Source organism: Caulobacter endophyticus (genome assembly GCF_029543245.1).
Lineage (GTDB): Bacteria > Pseudomonadota > Alphaproteobacteria > Caulobacterales > Caulobacteraceae > Caulobacter > Caulobacter endophyticus_A.
The window spans coordinates 48,370-65,716 of record NZ_JARQWV010000001.1; the positions used below are offsets into that span (position 1 = coordinate 48,370).

The following is a 17,347-nucleotide window of genomic DNA, read 5'->3' on the forward strand; positions in this document are numbered from 1 at the left end:
TGGCTCAAAAATCCAGCTCCATCCGCGCGCCCGTCACGTGCACGCCGTAGTCGCGGTCGCCGTCGGCCAGGGGCGTAGCGTCCTGGTACGAGAGGTAGGCGTAGTTGACGTTGAAGCGCAGGAACTCGACCGGCTGCCAGATCAGGGCGGCGATCCAGGCGTCCTGGCGGCCGCCTACGATCGGGCCGTCGTTGAGGTCGAGATAGTCGTAGCGGGCGTTGACCTGCACCGCGCCGAGACCGCCGCCGCCCAAAGGCTTCCTGGGCTTGGCGCGATCGAAGATGCCGCCCTTGTAGCCGCGAGTGTCGTCGGTCAGGAACCAGCCCAGCTCGGCATAGCCGCCGAAGAACTCCGCATCGGGACCGGTGGCGATGTCGCTGCGCAGCCAGTGGGTCTCGGCCGCGCCGTGCAGCCGTCCGCGCACGAAGGCGGCTTCCAGCCCGTAGTGGGCCTCGTCCTGGACGTCGAGGGTGGAAGTCCCGATCAGGCGGGTGTTGCTGGTGTGCACGAAGGGGCGCTGGCGATAGCGCGTGCCGGCGTCGCCGACTCGCTTGAGGTCCCGCCAGTGCGCCGAGCCGCCGAAGTGCAGCTGGGCCTCGCCGAGCTTCGGCGCATAGACCAGACGCCCGTCGAGGCCGTAGCTGTTGTTCTCGTCGCCGCCGGTCTCGCCGTCGCTGTCGTTTGAGAGCGCGGTGATGTCGTCGGCGAACAGGCCCGCCTGAAGCAGCCAGGCGGCCTTCTCGTACTGGGCGGCGATCCCGAGACGGCGCTCGAAATTGAAGGCGTCGGTGAAGGCCGCGCGCTCCATGACCGAGCCGGAGGTGTCGCCGGTCAGCTCGTCCAGCGACTGGAACTGGTTCTGGTTGCCGATCGACAGCAGCAGGCCGCCGTTCTTGTAGGTGACGAAGGTGTCGACCAGGTCGACGCTGTTGTCGGACAGCTCCAGCTCCAGCTTGTAGCCGATGCCGGCGCCCAGCCCCCCTTCCCCGCCCAGGCGGATACGGCGCATCTCGGCGGCGTAGCCCAGGCCGCGATCGGTCGAGCCGTCGGGTCGCCCGACGTAGCCGATATCGGACTGGATCCGCCCCTTGGCCTTAAAGCTGCGGCCGCCGCTGCTGGTGAACTGGGGCGAGCCCTTCCAGGCGATCTCTGTCGGCGGCGGGGCCTTGGACTGTGCAGGCGCCGCGATCGTCGCCGGCTGGGGCGCGGCCGCCACGGCTGGAGCCGCCGTGCGCTGGGGCGCGCCGGTGGCGGCGTCCAGCTTCTGTTCCATCAGCTGGATCTGGGCCTTCAGGGCCGAGATCTGGGCGCGCATGGCGGCGGCCTCGTCGGCGCCGATGGCGCCGTCCTGGGCGAAGGCCGGGGTGGCGAGGCCCAGGGCGCTGGTGGCCAGCAGGGGCAGGACGGATCGGCGCATGGCGTTGCTCCGGACGTGAAAAGGCCCGTCCGGAGGGTGCTCCGAACGGGCCTTCCTAATGCGACACTTCGACGACAGTTTCGCGACAATCGCCGCGAAAATCGTTCGATGACGGATTAAATGTGCAGGACGCGGCCGTAGGCGTCGAGCGAGGCTTCGTGCATGGCTTCCGACATGGTCGGGTGCGCATAGACGATGCCGTGCAGGTCTTCCTCGGTCGCCTCAAGGGTGATCGCGGTGACGAAGCCCTGGATCATCTCAGTCACTTCGTGGCCGATCATGTGGGCGCCGATCAGTGCGCCGGTCTTGCCGTCGAACACGGTCTTGACGAAGCCCTCGGTCTCGCCCGCGGCCACGGCCTTGCCGTTGACCTTGAACGGGAAGCGGCCGGCCTTGACCTCGATGCCGGCGGCCTTGGCGGCGGCTTCGGTGTAGCCCACCGAGGCGACCTGCGGGTTGGCGTAGGTGCAACCCGGGATCGGCGAGTGGACGTTCGGGGTCTTGTAGCCGGCGATGTGCTCGGCCGCGTGGATGCCTTCGTGGCTGGCCTTGTGGGCGAGCCAGGGAGCGCCGGCGACGTCGCCGATGGCGTAGAGGCCGGGCACGTTGGTCTCGCCGTGCTTGCCGGTGACCACGTGGCCGCGATCGAGCGTCAGGCCGACGGCTTCCGTGCCTTCGGTGTTCGGAACGATGCCGATGGCGACGATGCACTTCTCGGCGGTCAGTTGCTCGGCCTTGCCGCCGACCTCGACCGAGACCGACACGCCCGTGGCGGTCTTGTCGATCTTGGTGACCTTGGCGCCGATGCGGAACTTGATGCCGCGCTTCTCGAAGGCCTTCTGGGCGGCCTTGGAGACCTCGGCGTCCTCGACCGGCATGATGCGGTCGACGGCTTCGACGACGGTCACTTCGGCGCCGAGAGCGCGGTAGAAGCTGGCGAACTCGATGCCGATGGCGCCCGAGCCGATCACGACCAGCGACTTGGGCATGGACTTCGGCGCCAGGGCGTCGCGGTAGGTCCAGACCTTGTCGCCGTCGGAAACGGCGCCGATGGCCGGGATGTTGCGGGCGCGGGCGCCGCTGGCCAGGATGACGTTCTTGGCCTGGACCGTGCGGCTGCCGCCGGCCTTCAGCGCGATCACGACCTTCGGAGCGGGCGCGCCCTTCTCGAGCTTGGCCTCGCCCTCGATGACCTCGATCTTGTGCTTCTTCATCAGGAAGGCGATGCCGCCCGACATCTGCTTGGCGACGCCGCGCGAGCGCTCGATGATCTTGGTGAAGTCGAACGAGGGCTTCTCGACGGCCAGGCCGTAGCTGTCGAGGTGCGACAGCTGCTCGAAGATCTCGCCGGACTTCAGCAGCGCCTTGGTGGGGATGCAGCCCCAGTTCAGGCAGATGCCGCCCAGGTTCTCACGCTCGACGATCGCCGTCTTCAGGCCCAGCTGGCTGGCGCGGATGGCGGCGACGTAGCCGCCCGGACCGGCGCCGATGACGACGACATCGAATTCCGTGGACATAGTGTCTTACCCTAGCTTGGACGCCAGCCGGGGGAGCAGCGGCGTCGAACGACCGGTCTTTGGGGCCGGCCTGGGAAATCTATAACAGCGCCTCGACGGCGACCTGGAGGTCTTCAGGCTTGGTGGTCGGGGCGAAACGCTCGACGACGTTGCCGTCGCGGTCGATCAGGAACTTGGTGAAGTTCCACTTGATCCCCTCGGTGCCCAGGACGCCCTTCTGCTGCTTCTTCAGCCAGGCGTAGAGCGGATGGGTCGAGGGGCCGTTGACGTCGATCTTGGCCATCATCGGGAAGGTCACGTCGTAGGTCAGCGAGCAGAAGCTGCCGATCTCTTCCGCCGTGCCCGGCTCCTGCGCGCCGAACTGGTTGCAGGGAAAGCCAAGGATGGTCAGGCCGCGGTCCTTGTGCGCCTTGTAGAGCGCTTCGAGACCTTCGTACTGCGGGGTCAGGCCGCACTTGCTGGCGGTGTTGACGATCAGCAGCACCTGGCCGCGATAGTCAGCCAGGCTGACGTCCTTGCCTTCGAGCGTCTTGGCCGAGAATTCGTAGACCGACATCGCGTGTTCTCCTCGGGGCCGTCCCCGTCCTGAAAGATCCAGGATGGGGCCTCGCCGAGCCGCTTTCGAAATCCCCGCCCCGCGTTTGACCGAGAGGCGAGGATTTCGATGGCTTTGTTAGACGATCAGGGTCAGCGGTTCCTCGATCAGCGGCTTGAAGGCCGCCAGGAACTTGGCGCCGACCGCGCCGTCGACCACGCGGTGATCGCAGGTCAGGGTCACGGTCATGACCGTGGCAACGGCCAGCTGGCCGTTCTTGACCACCGGACGCTGCTCGCCGGCGCCGACGCTCATGATCGCGCCTTGCGGCTCGTTGATGATCGACGAGAAGGCCTTGATCCCGAACATGCCCAGGTTCGAGACCGAGAAGGTGCCGCCCTGGAATTCCTCGGGCTTCAGCTTCTTGGCCTTGGCGCGGGCGGCCAGGTCCTTCATCTCGGCCGAGATCTGGGCCAGGCCCTTGGTCTCGGCGGCGCGGATGATCGGGGTGATCAGGCCGCCGTCGATGGCCACGGCCACGGCGATGTCGGCATGCTTGTGCATGGCGATGCCTTCCGGCGTGTAGGAGGCGTTGGCCTCCGGCACGCGCTTCAGCGCCACGGCGGCGGCCTTGATGACGATGTCGTTGACCGACACCTTCACGCCCTGGCCTTCCAGCAGGCTGTTGATCTTCGCACGGGCGGCCAGCAGGCCGTCCAGCTCGATGTCGATCGTCAGCGGGAAGTGCGGCACGTCGCGGAAGCTTTCCGTCAGGCGGCGCGCGATGGTCTTGCGCATGCCGTCCAGCGGGACGAGGTCGTAGGAGCCGGCGGGGATGCCCATCTGCTCCAGCGACTGAACCTTGCGCGGCTCGGCGGCCGGGGCCGAAGCAGCGGCGGCGGCAGCCGGCGCGGCCTTGGCGGCCGGGGCGCCGCCCGACTTGCCAGAACCTTGGGCGGCTTCCACGTCCGACTTGACGACGCGGCCGTGCGGACCCGAGCCCTTGATGGACTTCAGGTCGAGATTGGCGGCGGCGGCCAGGCGGCGGGCCAGCGGCGAGGCGAAGACGCGCGAGCCGTCAGCGGCGACCGGAGCAGCCGGAGCCGGCGCGGCCGGCGCAGCAGCCGGGGCCGGAGCGGCGGCCTTCGGGGCCTCGGCGACAGCGGCGGCGGGCGCGGCGACCGGAGCCGGCGCGGGGCTTTCGCCCTCGCCCGCCAGCTTGGCGATCAGCGCGTTGACCTTGACGTTCTCGGTCCCGGCGTCGACCAGGATGGCTTCGATCACGCCTTCATCGACGGCTTCGACTTCCATCGTGGCCTTGTCGGTCTCGATCTCGGCGATGACGTCGCCGGCCTTGACGGTGTCGCCGACCTTGACGTGCCACTTGGCGAGGGTGCCCTCTTCCATGGTGGGCGACAGGGCGGGCATCAGGATGTCGATCGACATTTGAGCTCTTTCCTCAAGCGTTCGGGACGTCTTCGACCTAGTTGGCCGGCGTCCACGATACCCCGCCCTGGGGCGGGATGAATTCGTTGGCCAAGACGATGCGGCCCCCGCCCATCAGGAGCGGGGGCCGCGCCGATCTTAGCGGTAGCAGACCGCCTTGGCCGCTTTCACGATCTTGTCGACCGACGGCAGCGACAGGGCTTCCAGGTTGGCCGCATAGGGCAGCGGCACGTCTTCCTGGTGGACCCGCAGCGGCGGGGCGTCCAGGTAGTCGAAGCCGAACTCCGTGATGCGGGCGACGATCTCGGAGCCGACGCCCATCGGGCCCCAGCCTTCCTCGACCGTGACCAGACGGTTGGTCTTCTTGACGCTTTCCAGGATCGTCGCGTGGTCCATCGGGCGGATGGTCCGCAGGTCGACGACCTCGGCCGAGATGCCTTCGGCGGCCAGCGCTTCAGCGGCTTGCAGGGCGAAGCCCACCATGCGGCTGTAGGCGACCAGGGTCACGTCCGTGCCCTGACGGCGAACCTTGGCCTTGCCGATCGGCACGACGTAGTCCTCGACGTCCGGGATGTCGAACTCGTGGCCGTACATCATCTCGTGTTCGAGGAAGACGATCGGGTTCGGGTCGCGGATGGCGGCCTTCAGCAGGCCCTTGGCGTCGGCCGCGTCGTACGGCGCGATGACCTTCAGGCCAGGGATGTTGCCGTACCAGGCCGCGTAGTCCTGGCTGTGCTGGGCGCCGACGCGCGAAGCCGCGCCGTTCGGACCGCGGAACACGATCGACGACTTGATCTGACCGCCCGACATGTAAAGCGTCTTGGCGGCCGAGTTGATGATGTGGTCGATCGCCTGCATGGCGAAGTTCCAGGTCATGAACTCGACGATCGGCTTCAGGCCGGCCATCGCCGCACCGACGCCCATGCCGGCGAAGCCGTGCTCGGTGATCGGGGTGTCGATGACGCGCTTGTCGCCGAACTCCTGCAGGAGTTCGCGGCTGACCTTGTAGGCGCCCTGGTACTGAGCGACTTCCTCGCCCATCAGGAACACGCGGTCGTCGCGGCGCATCTCTTCGGCCATGGCGTCGCGCAGGGCGTCGCGCACGGTGATCTTCTTGGTCGGCGTGCCTTCCGGCAGTTCCGGATCCGCGAAGTTCGAGGCGGCGGCGATCGGGGCCGGAACCGCGGCGACCGGAGCCGGAGCGGCTTCGGCGACGACCGGGGCGGCGGCCGGAGCCGCCGACGCCGAAGCGCCGTCTTCACCCGCCAGCTTGGCGATGATCGTGTTGACCTTGACGTTTTCCGAGCCGGCCGGAACGAGGATGGCCTCGACCACGCCTTCGTCGACGGCTTCGACTTCCATCGTCGCCTTGTCGGTTTCGATCTCGGCGATCACATCGCCGGCCTTGATGGTGTCGCCTTCCTTGACGAGCCACTTGGCCAGGGTGCCTTCCTCCATCGTGGGTGAAAGCGCGGGCATCAGGATGTCCGTCACTCGGCGGCCTCCAGGTATACGTCGGTGTAGAGTTCGGAGGGATCCGGCTCGGGGCTGGTGCGGGCGAACTCGGCCGCTTCGGCCACGATACGCTTCACTTCGCCGTCCACGACCTTCAGATCGTCCTCGGTGACGCCGGCCGCGGCCAGGCGTTCCTTGATGTGATCGATCGGATCGCGGGTCGTCTTGACCTCGTCGACTTCTTCCTTGGTGCGGTACTTGGCCGGGTCGGACATCGAGTGGCCGCGATAGCGGTAGGTCTTCATCTCGAGGATGTAGGGACCCTGGCCGCTACGGGCGTGCTCGCTGGCGCGGGCGCCGGCTTCACGCACGGCCACCACGTCCATGCCGTCGACTTCCTCGCCCGGGATCCGGAACGAGACGCCGCGCTTGTGGAAGGCGGTTTCCGACGCCGAACGCTCGACGCTGGTGCCCATGGCGTACTGGTTGTTCTCGATCACGTACACGACCGGCAGCTTCCACAGCTGGGCCATGTTGAAGCTCTCGTAGACCTGACCCTGGTTGGCCGCGCCGTCGCCGAAGTAGGCGTACGAGACGTTGCCGTTACCCTGGTAGTGGTTGGCCAGCGCCAAACCGGTGCCGAGCGCCACCTGGGCGCCGACGATGCCGTGGCCGCCGTAGAAGCCGGTGGCGATGTCGAACATGTGCATCGAGCCGCCCTTGCCGCGCGACGAACCGCCAGCGCGACCGGTGAGCTCGGCCATGACTTCCTTCGGGTCCATGCCGGCGGCCAGCATGTGGCCGTGGTCACGGTAACCGGTGATGATCTGGTCGCCCTTGTGCGAGATCGACTGCATGCCGACCGCAATGGCTTCCTGACCAATATAGAGGTGGCAGAACCCGCCGATCAGGCCCATGCCGTAAAGCTGGCCGGCGCGCTCCTCGAAGCGGCGGATCAGCAGCATGTCCTGATAGAATTTGAGAAGCTCTTCCTTGCCGACGAAGGCGTTGACACCGGTGTCGGTGACCTTCTCCGCCGGGGCTTCACCCTTGCGCGTTCGCGCCATTAAACTCTCCCTGGCCAATCATCATAACGGCCTTCATCTCAGAGGCTTCCATTGCCCGCCGCGAACGGCTTCCGGCGCAGGAACGCGCTCATGTTGACGCCTAGACCGCCCCTCGAGCTGCAACTCGAAGCGTGGTCTACAAGGCAGCTTAGGACCGGCGGGAGCCGACCCAGCTCAGCGCTTGGTGCGGATCACGTAGTCCTTGGGATCGGCGTATCCAAGGAGCGAACGCGCACGTTCCTCCAGAAGATCGGCCGACAAGCTGCCGCTGCGTAATAGACGAGCCCGGGCCTCCAGGTCCATCCTCTCAGCGCGGATCTTCTTAAGTTCCATCGTCTTGGCGGCCAAGTCCGCGTTGCGTTGAGACGAGGAAAGCAGGCCTCTCTCGCCCGTCAGAGCGTGAAAGACGAAGTACGTGATCAGGAGAAGAAGCGCCGCGGTCGGCAGGTAGGGTTGCAGTCGAGCGAACATCGGCGAATCCCGGACAGGGAGCTTCAGACTGTCAGAACGTGCTTAACACGGTCTAAATCCCCAACGCCGCAAAGGGCTTGCAAGTGCCTCGCGACCGGCGGGAAAATACTTTCAAGTGAGACCGTTTCAGGGGCATCGAGATACCGCATCGCGGCATTTCCTTCGCACCCGCGAGAGCAGTGAAAACCTATGTTTTTCTAAGTGCGGCCACGCTTATAGAAAAAATGTGGTCGAACTTTTTTGGCCAAGGACCGGACAAGCCTGTTTTCCGGGCGCCCACGCCTCAGAATCGCCGCCGTCGCGGCGGTCGAATGCTCCGCATCGGTTGATCGACAGGCGCGATACTCGCTAAGCATGCCGAAAATCGACGCACCTCGGGGGAGGAAAAGACATGCTTCGACGCACTATCCTGGCCGGCCTGGCGGGAACCGCCCTCGCCTCTCCGGCGGGCGCCGAACCGCGCGGCGACAGCGGGATCGTGAAAGGACGCCGAGGTGGCCCGAACATGATCAAGGGCGACCCGCCCCGGCTCGACTTCGGCGGCGGACTGATCATCCCCATGAACGCCTCGATCTTCCGCACGCTGTGGGAGGGCGAGGATCGTTGGGTGACCTACGGCCGCGCGGTGTCGCGGCTGGAGGTCAAGGCCATGCAGCAGGCCGAGATCGCGGCCACGGGCACGATGAAGCTGATGCTGCTGACCCAGGCCTTCGCGCCCGAGCGCCTGGTGCGCTTCGAGACCTGCGGCTGGCGCAACCGCACCAGCGACGCCAACGACCTGGTGCTGGGCGAGATCGCCCTGCCCGGCAAGCCGGTCATGCCGACCACGGACCGGGTCACGGGCTCGGTCACCGACGGTGACACTGGCGGGGTCGGCGAGGACGGCTGGCACGCCGTGACCGGCTACATGGTCATGAAGAAGGACATCACCCTGGCCGATGTGAAGGCCCGGGCTCAGTTGCTGAAGAGCTGATTGGGGCGGACCCGGGAAAGGCGGCGAGGATGAGCTCGAACTGGAACAGGCGACGGCTGCTGGCCGCCAGCGGCGCGATGGCGGTGGCGGGCGCGACGTCGGTCAGGGCCGAGGCCGAGCCGGAGACCCTGGAGCTGTGGCCGGGCGGCGCGCCGGGCGGCGAGCGCGTCGGCGTCGAGGAGCGCCGCGTGGCCTATAACTGGCCGGACGGCCGGGTGGACTATTCGATCGAGGGCGTCAGGCGCCCTACCCTGGCGCTCTATCCGCCGGCGAAGGGGCGTCGGCCCAAGGCGGCGGTGCTGGTGGCGCCTGGCGGCGGCTTCAGCAAGGTCGTGATCGGCAAGGAGGGCGACGAGATCGCCCGCTGGCTGGCGGCCAACGGCGTTCTTGCGGGCGTGCTGCTCTATCGCCTGCCGCGCGACGGCTGGGCGGCCGGGGCCGACGCTCCGCTGCAGGACGCCCAGCGCGCCCTGCGGCTGCTGCGCAGCAGGGCCGGCGGAGCCAGGACCGGGGCCCTGGGCTTTTCGGCCGGCGGCACGATCGCCGCGGCCCTGGCCTCGCGAGGCGGCGGCGCCCTCTACCCGATCGTCGACGAACTGGACACGCGCCCCACCCTGCCCGACTTCGTCGGACTGGGCTATCCGTGGCTGACCCATCCGCAGGCGCCGCCGCGCGCCACGCCGTTCCACGGCTTCAACGGTCCGACCAAGGCCTTCCTGTTCCATGCCGAGGACGATCCCAAGGTCGACGTCCGCAACAGCCGCGAGGCGGCGACGGCCATTATCGCGGCCGGTGGCAAAGCCGAGCTGAAGATCTTCCCGACGGGCGGCCACGGCTTCGCGCTGCGCTCGCGCCCGCCGGCGCCGGAGGCGGCCTGGTCCGAGGACTTCCTGCGCTGGCTGGACCAGCTGGACGGCTGAGCCCAAACAAAAAGCGCGCCGGGCGAACCCGGCGCGCTCTTGTTCATCCGAAGATGATGAGGATCAGCGGCCCTTGAGGGCGGCGCGACCGGCGTAGACGCCCTGGTCTTCCAGCTGCTGCTCGATGCGCAGGAGCTGGTTGTACTTGGCGAGCCGGTCCGAACGGGCCAGCGAGCCGGTCTTGATCTGACCGCAGTTCAGGGCCACGGCCAGGTCGGCGATGGTGCTGTCCTCGGTCTCGCCCGAGCGGTGGCTCATGACGCTGGTGTAGCCGTGACGGTGAGCCAGTTCGACGGCGTCGATGGTTTCCGACAGCGTGCCGATCTGGTTGACCTTCACCAGGATCGAGTTGGCCAGCCCCTTGTCGAGGCCCATCTGCAGGCGGGCCGGGTTGGTCACGAACAGGTCGTCGCCGACCAGCTGGACCTTCTTGCCCAGGGTGTCGGTCAGGAGCTTCCAGCCGTCGAAGTCGTCTTCGGCCATACCGTCTTCGATCGAGGCGATCGGGAACTTGGCGACCAGGCCGGCCAGGTAGTCGACCATCTGGGCCGGGTCGAGCGACTTGCCCTCGCCTTCCAGCTCGTACTTGCCGTTCTTGAAGAACTCGGTCGAGGCGACGTCGAGGCCGAGCAGGAAGTCGTCACCGGCCTTGTAGCCCGCGGCTTCACCGGCCTTGACGATGAACTCGAGCGCGGCTTCGGCCGAGGCGAGGTTGGGAGCAAAGCCGCCTTCGTCGCCGACGTTGGTGTTGTGGCCGGCGTCCTTCAGGGCCTTCTTCAGGCCGTGGAAGATCTCGGCGCCCATGCGCAGGGCTTCGGAGAAGCTGGCCGCGCCGGTCGGCAGGATCATGAATTCCTGGATGTCGATCGGGTTGTCGGCGTGGGCGCCGCCGTTGATGATGTTCATCATCGGGGTCGGCAGGACGCGGGCGTTCACGCCGCCGATGTAGCGGTGCAGCGGCAGGCCGGCCGACTCGGCGGCGGCCTTGGCGACGGCCAGCGAGACGCCGAGGATGGCGTTGGCGCCCAGGCGCGACTTGTTGGGCGTGCCGTCCAGGCCGATCAGCAGGCTGTCGATGCGGCGCTGGTCTTCGGCGTCGACGCCCGACAGGGCGTCGAAGATCTCGGTGTTGACGGCGTCGACGGCCTGACGGACGCCCTTGCCCAGGTAGCGCGACTTGTCGCCGTCACGCTTTTCCACGGCTTCGTGGGCGCCGGTCGAGGCGCCCGACGGCACCGCGGCGCGACCAAAGGCGCCGTCCTCGAGGACGACGTCGACCTCGACCGTCGGATTGCCGCGGCTGTCGAGGATTTCGCGGGCGATGATGTCGACGATCTCGGTCATGGGAGCTCCCGAAAGAAAAGGCGCTTCCCCTTAGCCGCGCCGCCGCGCCGCCGCAACCGCGACCGACGTTCGTCGAGGCTGAAGTTCCGTGACGTCAGGCCTGCAGCGTCGGCCTTTCCGCGCCCAGCCGGAAAAGCAGCTGGTCGGAACCGAAGTCCAGCTCGACCCGGGCGAACAGCTTGAGCACGTCGACGCCCAGCAGAATCGCGGGTTTGTCGCTGATCTTCCAGTGATCGAAGATGTGAAGGTCGGCGAAGACCACGGCCAGGTTGGTCATCCGCAGGTCGCCCATGCTCATCGACTTGAGGATCCGGTACTCGCCGATCGTCTCACTGCCGGCGACGCCCAGCAGTCGCACCGCCAGCGCCGGATCGGCGCCCTTGCGGGCCTTGGCCTGAATGGCGCGCGACAGGGCCATGTTGCCGATCGACGAGCCCGCCCCGGAATCGATGAAGGCCAGGGTGCGGATGTTGTTGATCCGGCAGTTGACGATGGTCAGGCGGCCGAACTTCTGATCGGCGACGACCTGCACCTCCTGCGGCCGGCGGAACATGCGGTATTCGGGCGTGCTCTGGCGCAGTTCGAGCTTCTTATGCTTGAAGTCCATGACCACGGCGCGGTTCTGGAGGATGTCGACCCCCAGCAGTCCGTCGCCGCCGACCCGGTCCGGCGGCAGGACCGGAAGCTCGACGCCGCTGAGCCGGGCATCCCCGGAGATCAGATGGTCGATATGGGCGGTCGGGGTCACCGCCGAGCCGCCGATGCCGTGCACCATGACGTCGCGCCCCCGGGGCAAGGCCAGGCTGGTGGCGAGGGTCTCGGAGACGACGGAGCGGTCGGCGCCCGAATCGACGATGAAGCGATAGGGCCCGCGGCCGTTGATCATGGTCTCGACGGTCATCCGCTCGGACTCGTCCATCGCCGTGTCGATGACGTAGAGCGGCAGGGTCGGATCGGTCGGCGGCGGGGGCTGGGCGGCCGGCGCGCCCTGAGGAACCGGTCCTGGCGAGAAGGCGTGCGCCGGGAACGGCGCGGCGCCAAGGGCCAGAGACGCGCCCAGGCCGGACGCAAGCGCACGACGCGTGAACATGGCGAACCTCCCAGTCCGCCGGAGTCTCGATCGCGCCTTATGGGCGCTGACCGCGCTCCTGGCTTTGTTGGGATCGTCCCTATGGCGACCCGGCGGTCATTCTAGCACCGCCCGGACCCCGAAACGACGAAAAGCGCCGCCCGGGCGAACCGAGCGGCGCTTTCGAAACGTCATACGCGAATCCCGGCACGGCGGACCGTGCGCGGAAGAAAGACCTTAGTCTTCCTTCGGGGTCAGGATCTGCTTGCCGTTGTACAGGCCGGTCTTCAGGTCGACGTGGTGCGGACGACGCAGTTCGCCCGAGTCCTTGTCTTCCACGAAGGAGTTGGCGCCCAGGGCGTGGTGCGACCGGCGCATGTTCCGGCGAGAAGGCGAAGTTTTTCTTTTAGGAACGGCCATCGGAGTGACTCTGCTCGCTGAGCGTGAAAATCGAAAGCGGCGACTCGGGTTCGACCCTAGCCGCCGCGTGAGGGCGCGCTTATGCCTGAATCTCTCCAGACATGCAACTCGCCAGTTCAGACCAGTCGTCCGTGCTCCTTGGCCGCCGCGATGAAGCTGGCGAACAGGGGGTGCGGAGCGAACGGACGGCTCTTCAGTTCCGGGTGGAACTGAACGCCGATGAACCACGGATGGTCGTCGCGTTCGACGATCTCGGGCAGCACGCCGTCCGGAGAGCGGCCGGTCAGCTTGAGACCCGCCTCCTCCATCTTGTGGCTGTAGCCGATGTTGACCTCGTAGCGGTGACGGTGACGCTCGACGATGTCGGTGTCGCCGTAGATCTCGGCGACCTTCGATCCCGGCTGCAGCACGGCGTCGTAGGCGCCCAGGCGCATGGTGCCGCCCAGGTCGTCGCCGGCCTTGCGCGAGACCGTCTCGTTGCCCTTGATCCACTCGGTCATCAGGCCCACGACCGGACGATCGGTGGGGCCGAACTCGCTGGAGCTGGCGTCGGCGATGCCGGCGACGTTGCGCAGGGTCTCGATGACGGCCATCTGCATGCCGAAGCAGATGCCGAAGTACGGCACCTTGCGCTCGCGGGCGAACTGGGCCGCGCGGATCTTGCCTTCCGCGCCGCGCTCGCCGAAGCCGCCCGGCACCATGATGGCGTGGGCGTTCTCGAGACGGGCCGCGGCAGCGTTCTCGTCGCCCTCGAAGGTCTCGCTCTCGACCCAGTCCAGGTTGACCTTGACCTTGTTGGCCAGGCCGCCGTGGTGCAGGGCCTCGATGAGGGACTTATAGGCGTCCTTCAGCACGGTGTACTTGCCGACGACCGCGATCGTGACCTCGCCGTCCGGATGCTGGACGGTGTTGTCGATGGCTTCCCAGCGCGACAGGTCGGGCTTGGGCGCGTCGTGCATGCCGAAGACGTCGAGCACTTCGGCGTCGAGGCCTTCCTTGTGATAGTCGATCGGCACCGCGTAGATCGACGAGCTGTCCAGCGCCTGAATCACGGCGCTCGGGCGCACGTTGCAGAACTGGGCGATCTTGCGCTTTTCCTCGACCGGGATTTCCTGCTCGCAACGGCACAGCAGGATGTCCGGCTGGATGCCGATGGAGCGCAGTTCCTTGACCGAGTGCTGGGTCGGCTTGGTCTTCATCTCGCCGGCCGTCTTGATGAACGGCAGCAAGGTGAGGTGCACGTAGCAGCTCTGGCCGCGCGGCAGGTCCTGGCGCAGCTGGCGGATGGCTTCGAAGAACGGCAGGCCTTCGATGTCGCCGACGGTGCCGCCGATCTCGACCAGCACGAAGTCGACCGGCTTCTGGCCCGTCTCGTCCATGGCGGGCGAGAGGACGAAGTCCTTGATCTCGTTGGTGACGTGCGGAATCACCTGGACGGTCGCGCCCAGATAGTCGCCGCGGCGTTCCTTCTCGATGATCGTCTTGTAGATCTGGCCGGTCGTGATGTTGTCGGCCTTCTTGGCCGACACGCCGGTGAAGCGCTCGTAGTGCCCCAGATCCAGGTCGGTTTCGGCCCCGTCATCGGTGACGAACACCTCGCCGTGCTGATACGGGCTCATGGTGCCCGGATCGACGTTGAGATAGGGGTCGAGCTTACGCAGGCGAACCGTGTAGCCACGAGCCTGCAGGAGAGCGCCCAGCGCTGCGGAGGCGAGGCCTTTTCCCAAAGAGGAAACCACGCCGCCGGTGATGAAGATGTACCGCGTCATGGGCGCTCAGATTACCCGCGATTCGGCGATCGCGGCGAAAAGACCGATGTTCATAAACAAGTTTCGATCCCCGCCCTTACTGAGCGGGGGTCTGGGCCGGAGCCGCCGGCGCCGGAGCGGCCGGAGCCGGAACGCTGAGTTGCGGAGCCGGAACGGCGCTCGGAGCGGTCGAGCCGGGGGCCGGAACGGCCGAGCCCGGCGCCGGGACGGTCGGCGCGGCGGGCGCGCTCAGGGTCTTGGTGTCGAGGTTGTCGATCTTCAGCTTGTCGACCACCGAGTCGGCGCCGCCGATGCGGCCGGTCAGGACGGTCAGCACCAGGCTGATGACCAGGAACACCGAGAACAGGATCCAGGTCATGCGGGTCATGAAGTCGCCCGCGCCGCGCGCGGTCATGAAGCTGCCGGCGCCGCCGCCGCCCATGCCCAGGGCTCCGCCCTCCGAACGCTGGAGCAGCACGAAGCCGATCAGCGCGATGCAGACGATGATGTTGATGGCCAGCAGGATGCCGATGAGCATGACGAAACAGTTCTCGATCCGGGCAGCCGGCGAACCGACTGTGAAAAACGAAGCGGCCCCTCTACCACTACCGGCGCGCGCACGCCATAGGTGGGGCGACGGCCGGCCAACTCAAGTTCCCAATTCAAGTTCCCTCATCCAGGTTTTAGGGCGCGCATGATTCTCGAGACCGAACGCCTGACGCTGAAGCCGCTGGTCGCCGAAGACGCTCCGCTCATCTATCCGTTCCTCAGTGATCCGGAGCTGATGGCCCACTGGGACCGCGCGCCGCTGGAGGATCCCGACGAGGTCGCCGCCTGCGTCGTCGGCCAGGTCGAGGACATGCAGGCCGGCGCGGCGCTCTATTGGACCATCCGGCTGACCGCGACCGGCGACTTCGTCGGCGCCTGCGAGTTCGTCGAGATCGACGAGCGCCGCCACCGGGCCGAGCTGCGCTTCATCGTCGCCCGCGACAGCTGGGGCCGCGGCTACGCCCACGAAGCGGTCACCGCCCTCCTCGCCCACGCCGCCGCCAGCGAGCTCAAGCACATCATCGCCCGCACCCAGGTCGGCGACGCCCGCGCCGAGAAGCTGCTGGAGCGGCTTGGCTTCAAGGGCGCGGCCTATCTGAAGGGCCAGGTCGACCGCGACGGCGAGCGCCGGGATGGACGGCTGTTCGACCTGGAGCTTTGAGTCCTTCTCCCCTTGCGGGAGAAGGTGGCGGCCGAAGGCCGACGGATGAGGGGTCTCTCAGAAATGAAAGACCGCAGCCGGTCGGACCGCTGCCGCGCGGACGGTTCTGAGAGACCCCTCACCCGACCTGCTTCGCAGGCCCCCCTCTCCCGCAAGGGGAGAGGGAACAGGTTTGCGATCTCACGCGGCTTGCCGCTGAGTTGATGGAGAGGGCGCGGGGCGTCCGGGCTTCGCCCGGATGTGTGAGTTTCAAATACCGTTTCGACGAAGCTTAAACGCCCCGCGCGATCGTTTGTCCTCAGGCCGGGGCGCGCAGGCCTCTTCCGCCTTTTGCCCCTTCCCCATGCAGTGCGCCCCGTTTCTTGGCGGCCAGGCGTGCATGGCGGCGCGGCCCCTTGGACGGGCGGGAAGCCATAGGTCGGCAGCTTCCCGATGGATGGGTTTACGTCCCCCATCCTCATTTAAGCCTTCAGGCCCGGCTCACGCCGCTCCTTCAGCCCCGCTCGATCGCATCCACGTCGCCGCTTCGGGCCGGATCCTTGCGCCCTCTCCCTGCGACGGGACAGCTGTGATTATGCGGCGGGATTCAGCGCGTCTGATCCAGGCGCGTGAGAAAGTTGCAAGCGGTTGAGTTTGTGGGACTCTTTTCGGGAAGCGCCGGGGATACGCGATGCTCTATCCCCGCCCGGCTGTCTTCTCCCTTCCCCCTCGATGGGGGAAGGGCCGGGGTTGAGGGTGGTTGCGGCGGTCGGACTTGAAGCGGCGGTGCAAGCGGAACGGCCAGCGTCACCCCCATCCCAACCCTTCCCCCATCGAGGGGGAAGGGCTTTGAGACCTCTAAGCCGCCGCGATGATGGCCAGGAAGTCCTTGGCCTTCAGCGAGGCGCCGCCGACCAGGGCGCCGCCAACCTCGGGCGTGGCCAGGATCTCGGCGGCGTTCTCGGGCTTCACCGAACCGCCGTAGAGAATCGGGATCGTCGCGCCGTGGTCGCCGAAGCGCTCGACCAGCACGGCGCGGATCGCCGCGTGGATAGCGCCGATGTCGGCGATGGTGGGCGTGTGGCCCGTACCGATGGCCCACACGGGCTCATAGGCCACCGCGAAGGCCTGGCCGGCCAGTTCGTCGGGCAGGGAGTTGCGGGCCTGGCCGGTGACGATCGCTTCGGCCTGGCCGGCCTCGCGCTGGGCCAGGGTCTCGCCCAGGCAGATCACCGGTTCGAGCCCGGCGGCCAGGGCGGCCAGAACCTTGGCCGACACTTCCTCGCAGGTCTCGTCATAACTGCCGCGACGCTCGGAGTGACCGAGAATCACCAGGGTGGCGCCGGCGTCGGCCAGCATGGGCGCCGAGATGTCGCCGGTGTAGGCCCCTTGCGGCGCGGCGTGACAGTCCTGGCCGCCGACGATCACCGACTCGCCCGAGAGCGCCTCGGACATGCGGTGCAGCAAGGTGGCGGGCGGACAGATGGCGACACGCGCCGCGGGCGGGGCTTGCGCCACCGCGGCGGCCACGGCTCTGGCCTCGTCCAGCGAGGCCTCAAGGCCGAACATCTTCCAGTTCCCGGCGATCAACGGCCGGGGCGTCGTAAGAGAAACGGTCATGAGGTTGGCTTTGGGGACGCGCTCCCTTGGTAAGTCAAGTCCGCTTCGGCTTGCTCACGCACCTTGGCCTCTACTATACCCGCTTGCTCGCACTGGATGCGTCGCCCCTGAGCGGCCGTGCAGGCGCACGCAATCGGGCGGAATCGAAGAAGGTAG

Annotated in this window: 16 protein-coding genes; 3 read left to right on the forward strand and 13 right to left on the reverse strand. The window is 67.3% G+C overall.

Features of this window, described 5'->3' with window-relative positions; all coding sequences use genetic code 11:
• Positions 1-4: 4 nt before the first annotated feature.
• The 7 genes from P7A99_RS00225 to P7A99_RS00255 all read right to left on the reverse strand — a co-directional run bounded on the left by P7A99_RS00225 (position 5) and on the right by P7A99_RS00255 (position 7,908).
• Positions 5-1,417, reverse strand: a complete 1,413-nt coding sequence (locus P7A99_RS00225; protein WP_347276672.1) for an OprO/OprP family phosphate-selective porin — start codon at positions 1,415-1,417, stop codon at positions 5-7.
• A 116-nt stretch (positions 1,418-1,533) separates the two neighbouring features.
• Positions 1,534-2,934, reverse strand: coding sequence for a dihydrolipoyl dehydrogenase (lpdA, locus tag P7A99_RS00230; protein ID WP_277791949.1), 1,401 nt, complete (start codon positions 2,932-2,934; stop codon positions 1,534-1,536).
• Between the two features lie 79 nt (positions 2,935-3,013).
• The gene (locus P7A99_RS00235) at positions 3,014-3,490 is read right to left on the reverse strand and encodes a glutathione peroxidase (RefSeq protein ID WP_277791950.1); all 477 of its coding nucleotides are present in this window, start codon (positions 3,488-3,490) and stop codon (positions 3,014-3,016) included.
• A 117-nt stretch (positions 3,491-3,607) separates the two neighbouring features.
• Entirely contained in the window at positions 3,608-4,915 is a 1,308-nt protein-coding gene (locus tag P7A99_RS00240) for a pyruvate dehydrogenase complex dihydrolipoamide acetyltransferase (protein ID WP_277791951.1), read from the reverse strand.
• A gap of 138 nt (positions 4,916-5,053) precedes the next feature.
• Positions 5,054-6,409, reverse strand: a complete 1,356-nt coding sequence (locus P7A99_RS00245; protein ID WP_277791952.1) for a pyruvate dehydrogenase complex E1 component subunit beta — start codon at positions 6,407-6,409, stop codon at positions 5,054-5,056.
• Complete coding sequence (gene pdhA / locus P7A99_RS00250) at positions 6,406-7,437, reverse strand: pyruvate dehydrogenase (acetyl-transferring) E1 component subunit alpha (RefSeq protein WP_277791953.1); 1,032 nt, start codon at positions 7,435-7,437, stop codon at positions 6,406-6,408. The genes P7A99_RS00245 and pdhA overlap by 4 nt, the downstream gene beginning before the upstream one ends.
• Before the next feature lie 174 nt (positions 7,438-7,611).
• Positions 7,612-7,908 (reverse strand): FtsB family cell division protein, encoded by a 297-nt coding sequence (locus P7A99_RS00255; RefSeq protein ID WP_058348879.1) that lies wholly within the window; start codon positions 7,906-7,908, stop codon positions 7,612-7,614.
• Positions 7,909-8,299: 391 nt separating this feature from the next.
• Here P7A99_RS00255 and P7A99_RS00260 point away from each other — a divergent pair, with 391 nt between their 5' ends.
• Together P7A99_RS00260 and P7A99_RS00265 are read left to right on the forward strand one after the other, a co-directional pair.
• Complete coding sequence (locus P7A99_RS00260) at positions 8,300-8,881, forward strand: hypothetical protein (protein WP_277791954.1); 582 nt, start codon at positions 8,300-8,302, stop codon at positions 8,879-8,881.
• A gap of 29 nt (positions 8,882-8,910) precedes the next feature.
• Positions 8,911-9,801, forward strand: a complete 891-nt coding sequence (locus P7A99_RS00265) for an alpha/beta hydrolase (RefSeq protein ID WP_277791955.1) — start codon at positions 8,911-8,913, stop codon at positions 9,799-9,801.
• 63 nt (positions 9,802-9,864) lie between these two features.
• Here the strand turns inward: P7A99_RS00265 and eno are convergent, their stop codons facing one another.
• The 5 genes from eno to secG all read right to left on the reverse strand — a co-directional run bounded on the left by eno (position 9,865) and on the right by secG (position 14,920).
• Positions 9,865-11,145, reverse strand: a complete 1,281-nt coding sequence (gene eno / locus P7A99_RS00270; protein ID WP_165255623.1) for a phosphopyruvate hydratase — start codon at positions 11,143-11,145, stop codon at positions 9,865-9,867.
• Between the two features lie 94 nt (positions 11,146-11,239).
• Positions 11,240-12,235: a retroviral-like aspartic protease family protein gene (locus tag P7A99_RS00275; protein ID WP_277791956.1), complete on the reverse strand. Its 996-nt coding sequence runs from the start codon at positions 12,233-12,235 to the stop codon at positions 11,240-11,242.
• Positions 12,236-12,451: 216 nt separating this feature from the next.
• On the reverse strand, positions 12,452-12,634 hold the full coding sequence (rpmF, locus tag P7A99_RS00280) for a 50S ribosomal protein L32 (RefSeq protein ID WP_007671126.1): 183 nt from the start codon (positions 12,632-12,634) through the stop codon (positions 12,452-12,454).
• 116 nt (positions 12,635-12,750) lie between these two features.
• Positions 12,751-14,403 carry a CTP synthase gene (locus tag P7A99_RS00285; protein WP_277791957.1) on the reverse strand — a complete coding sequence of 551 codons (1,653 nt, stop codon included), beginning with the start codon at positions 14,401-14,403 and terminating at the stop codon, positions 12,751-12,753.
• Between the two features lie 76 nt (positions 14,404-14,479).
• Positions 14,480-14,920, reverse strand: a complete 441-nt coding sequence (gene secG / locus P7A99_RS00290; protein WP_277791958.1) for a preprotein translocase subunit SecG — start codon at positions 14,918-14,920, stop codon at positions 14,480-14,482.
• 156 nt (positions 14,921-15,076) lie between these two features.
• On the opposite strand from secG, the gene P7A99_RS00295 reads away from it, so the two are divergent.
• Entirely contained in the window at positions 15,077-15,592 is a 516-nt protein-coding gene (locus P7A99_RS00295) for a GNAT family N-acetyltransferase (RefSeq protein ID WP_277791959.1), read from the forward strand.
• 837 nt (positions 15,593-16,429) lie between these two features.
• Here P7A99_RS00295 and tpiA read toward each other — a convergent pair.
• Complete coding sequence (tpiA, locus tag P7A99_RS00300) at positions 16,430-17,191, reverse strand: triose-phosphate isomerase (RefSeq protein WP_277791960.1); 762 nt, start codon at positions 17,189-17,191, stop codon at positions 16,430-16,432.
• Positions 17,192-17,347: the final 156 nt, after the last annotated feature.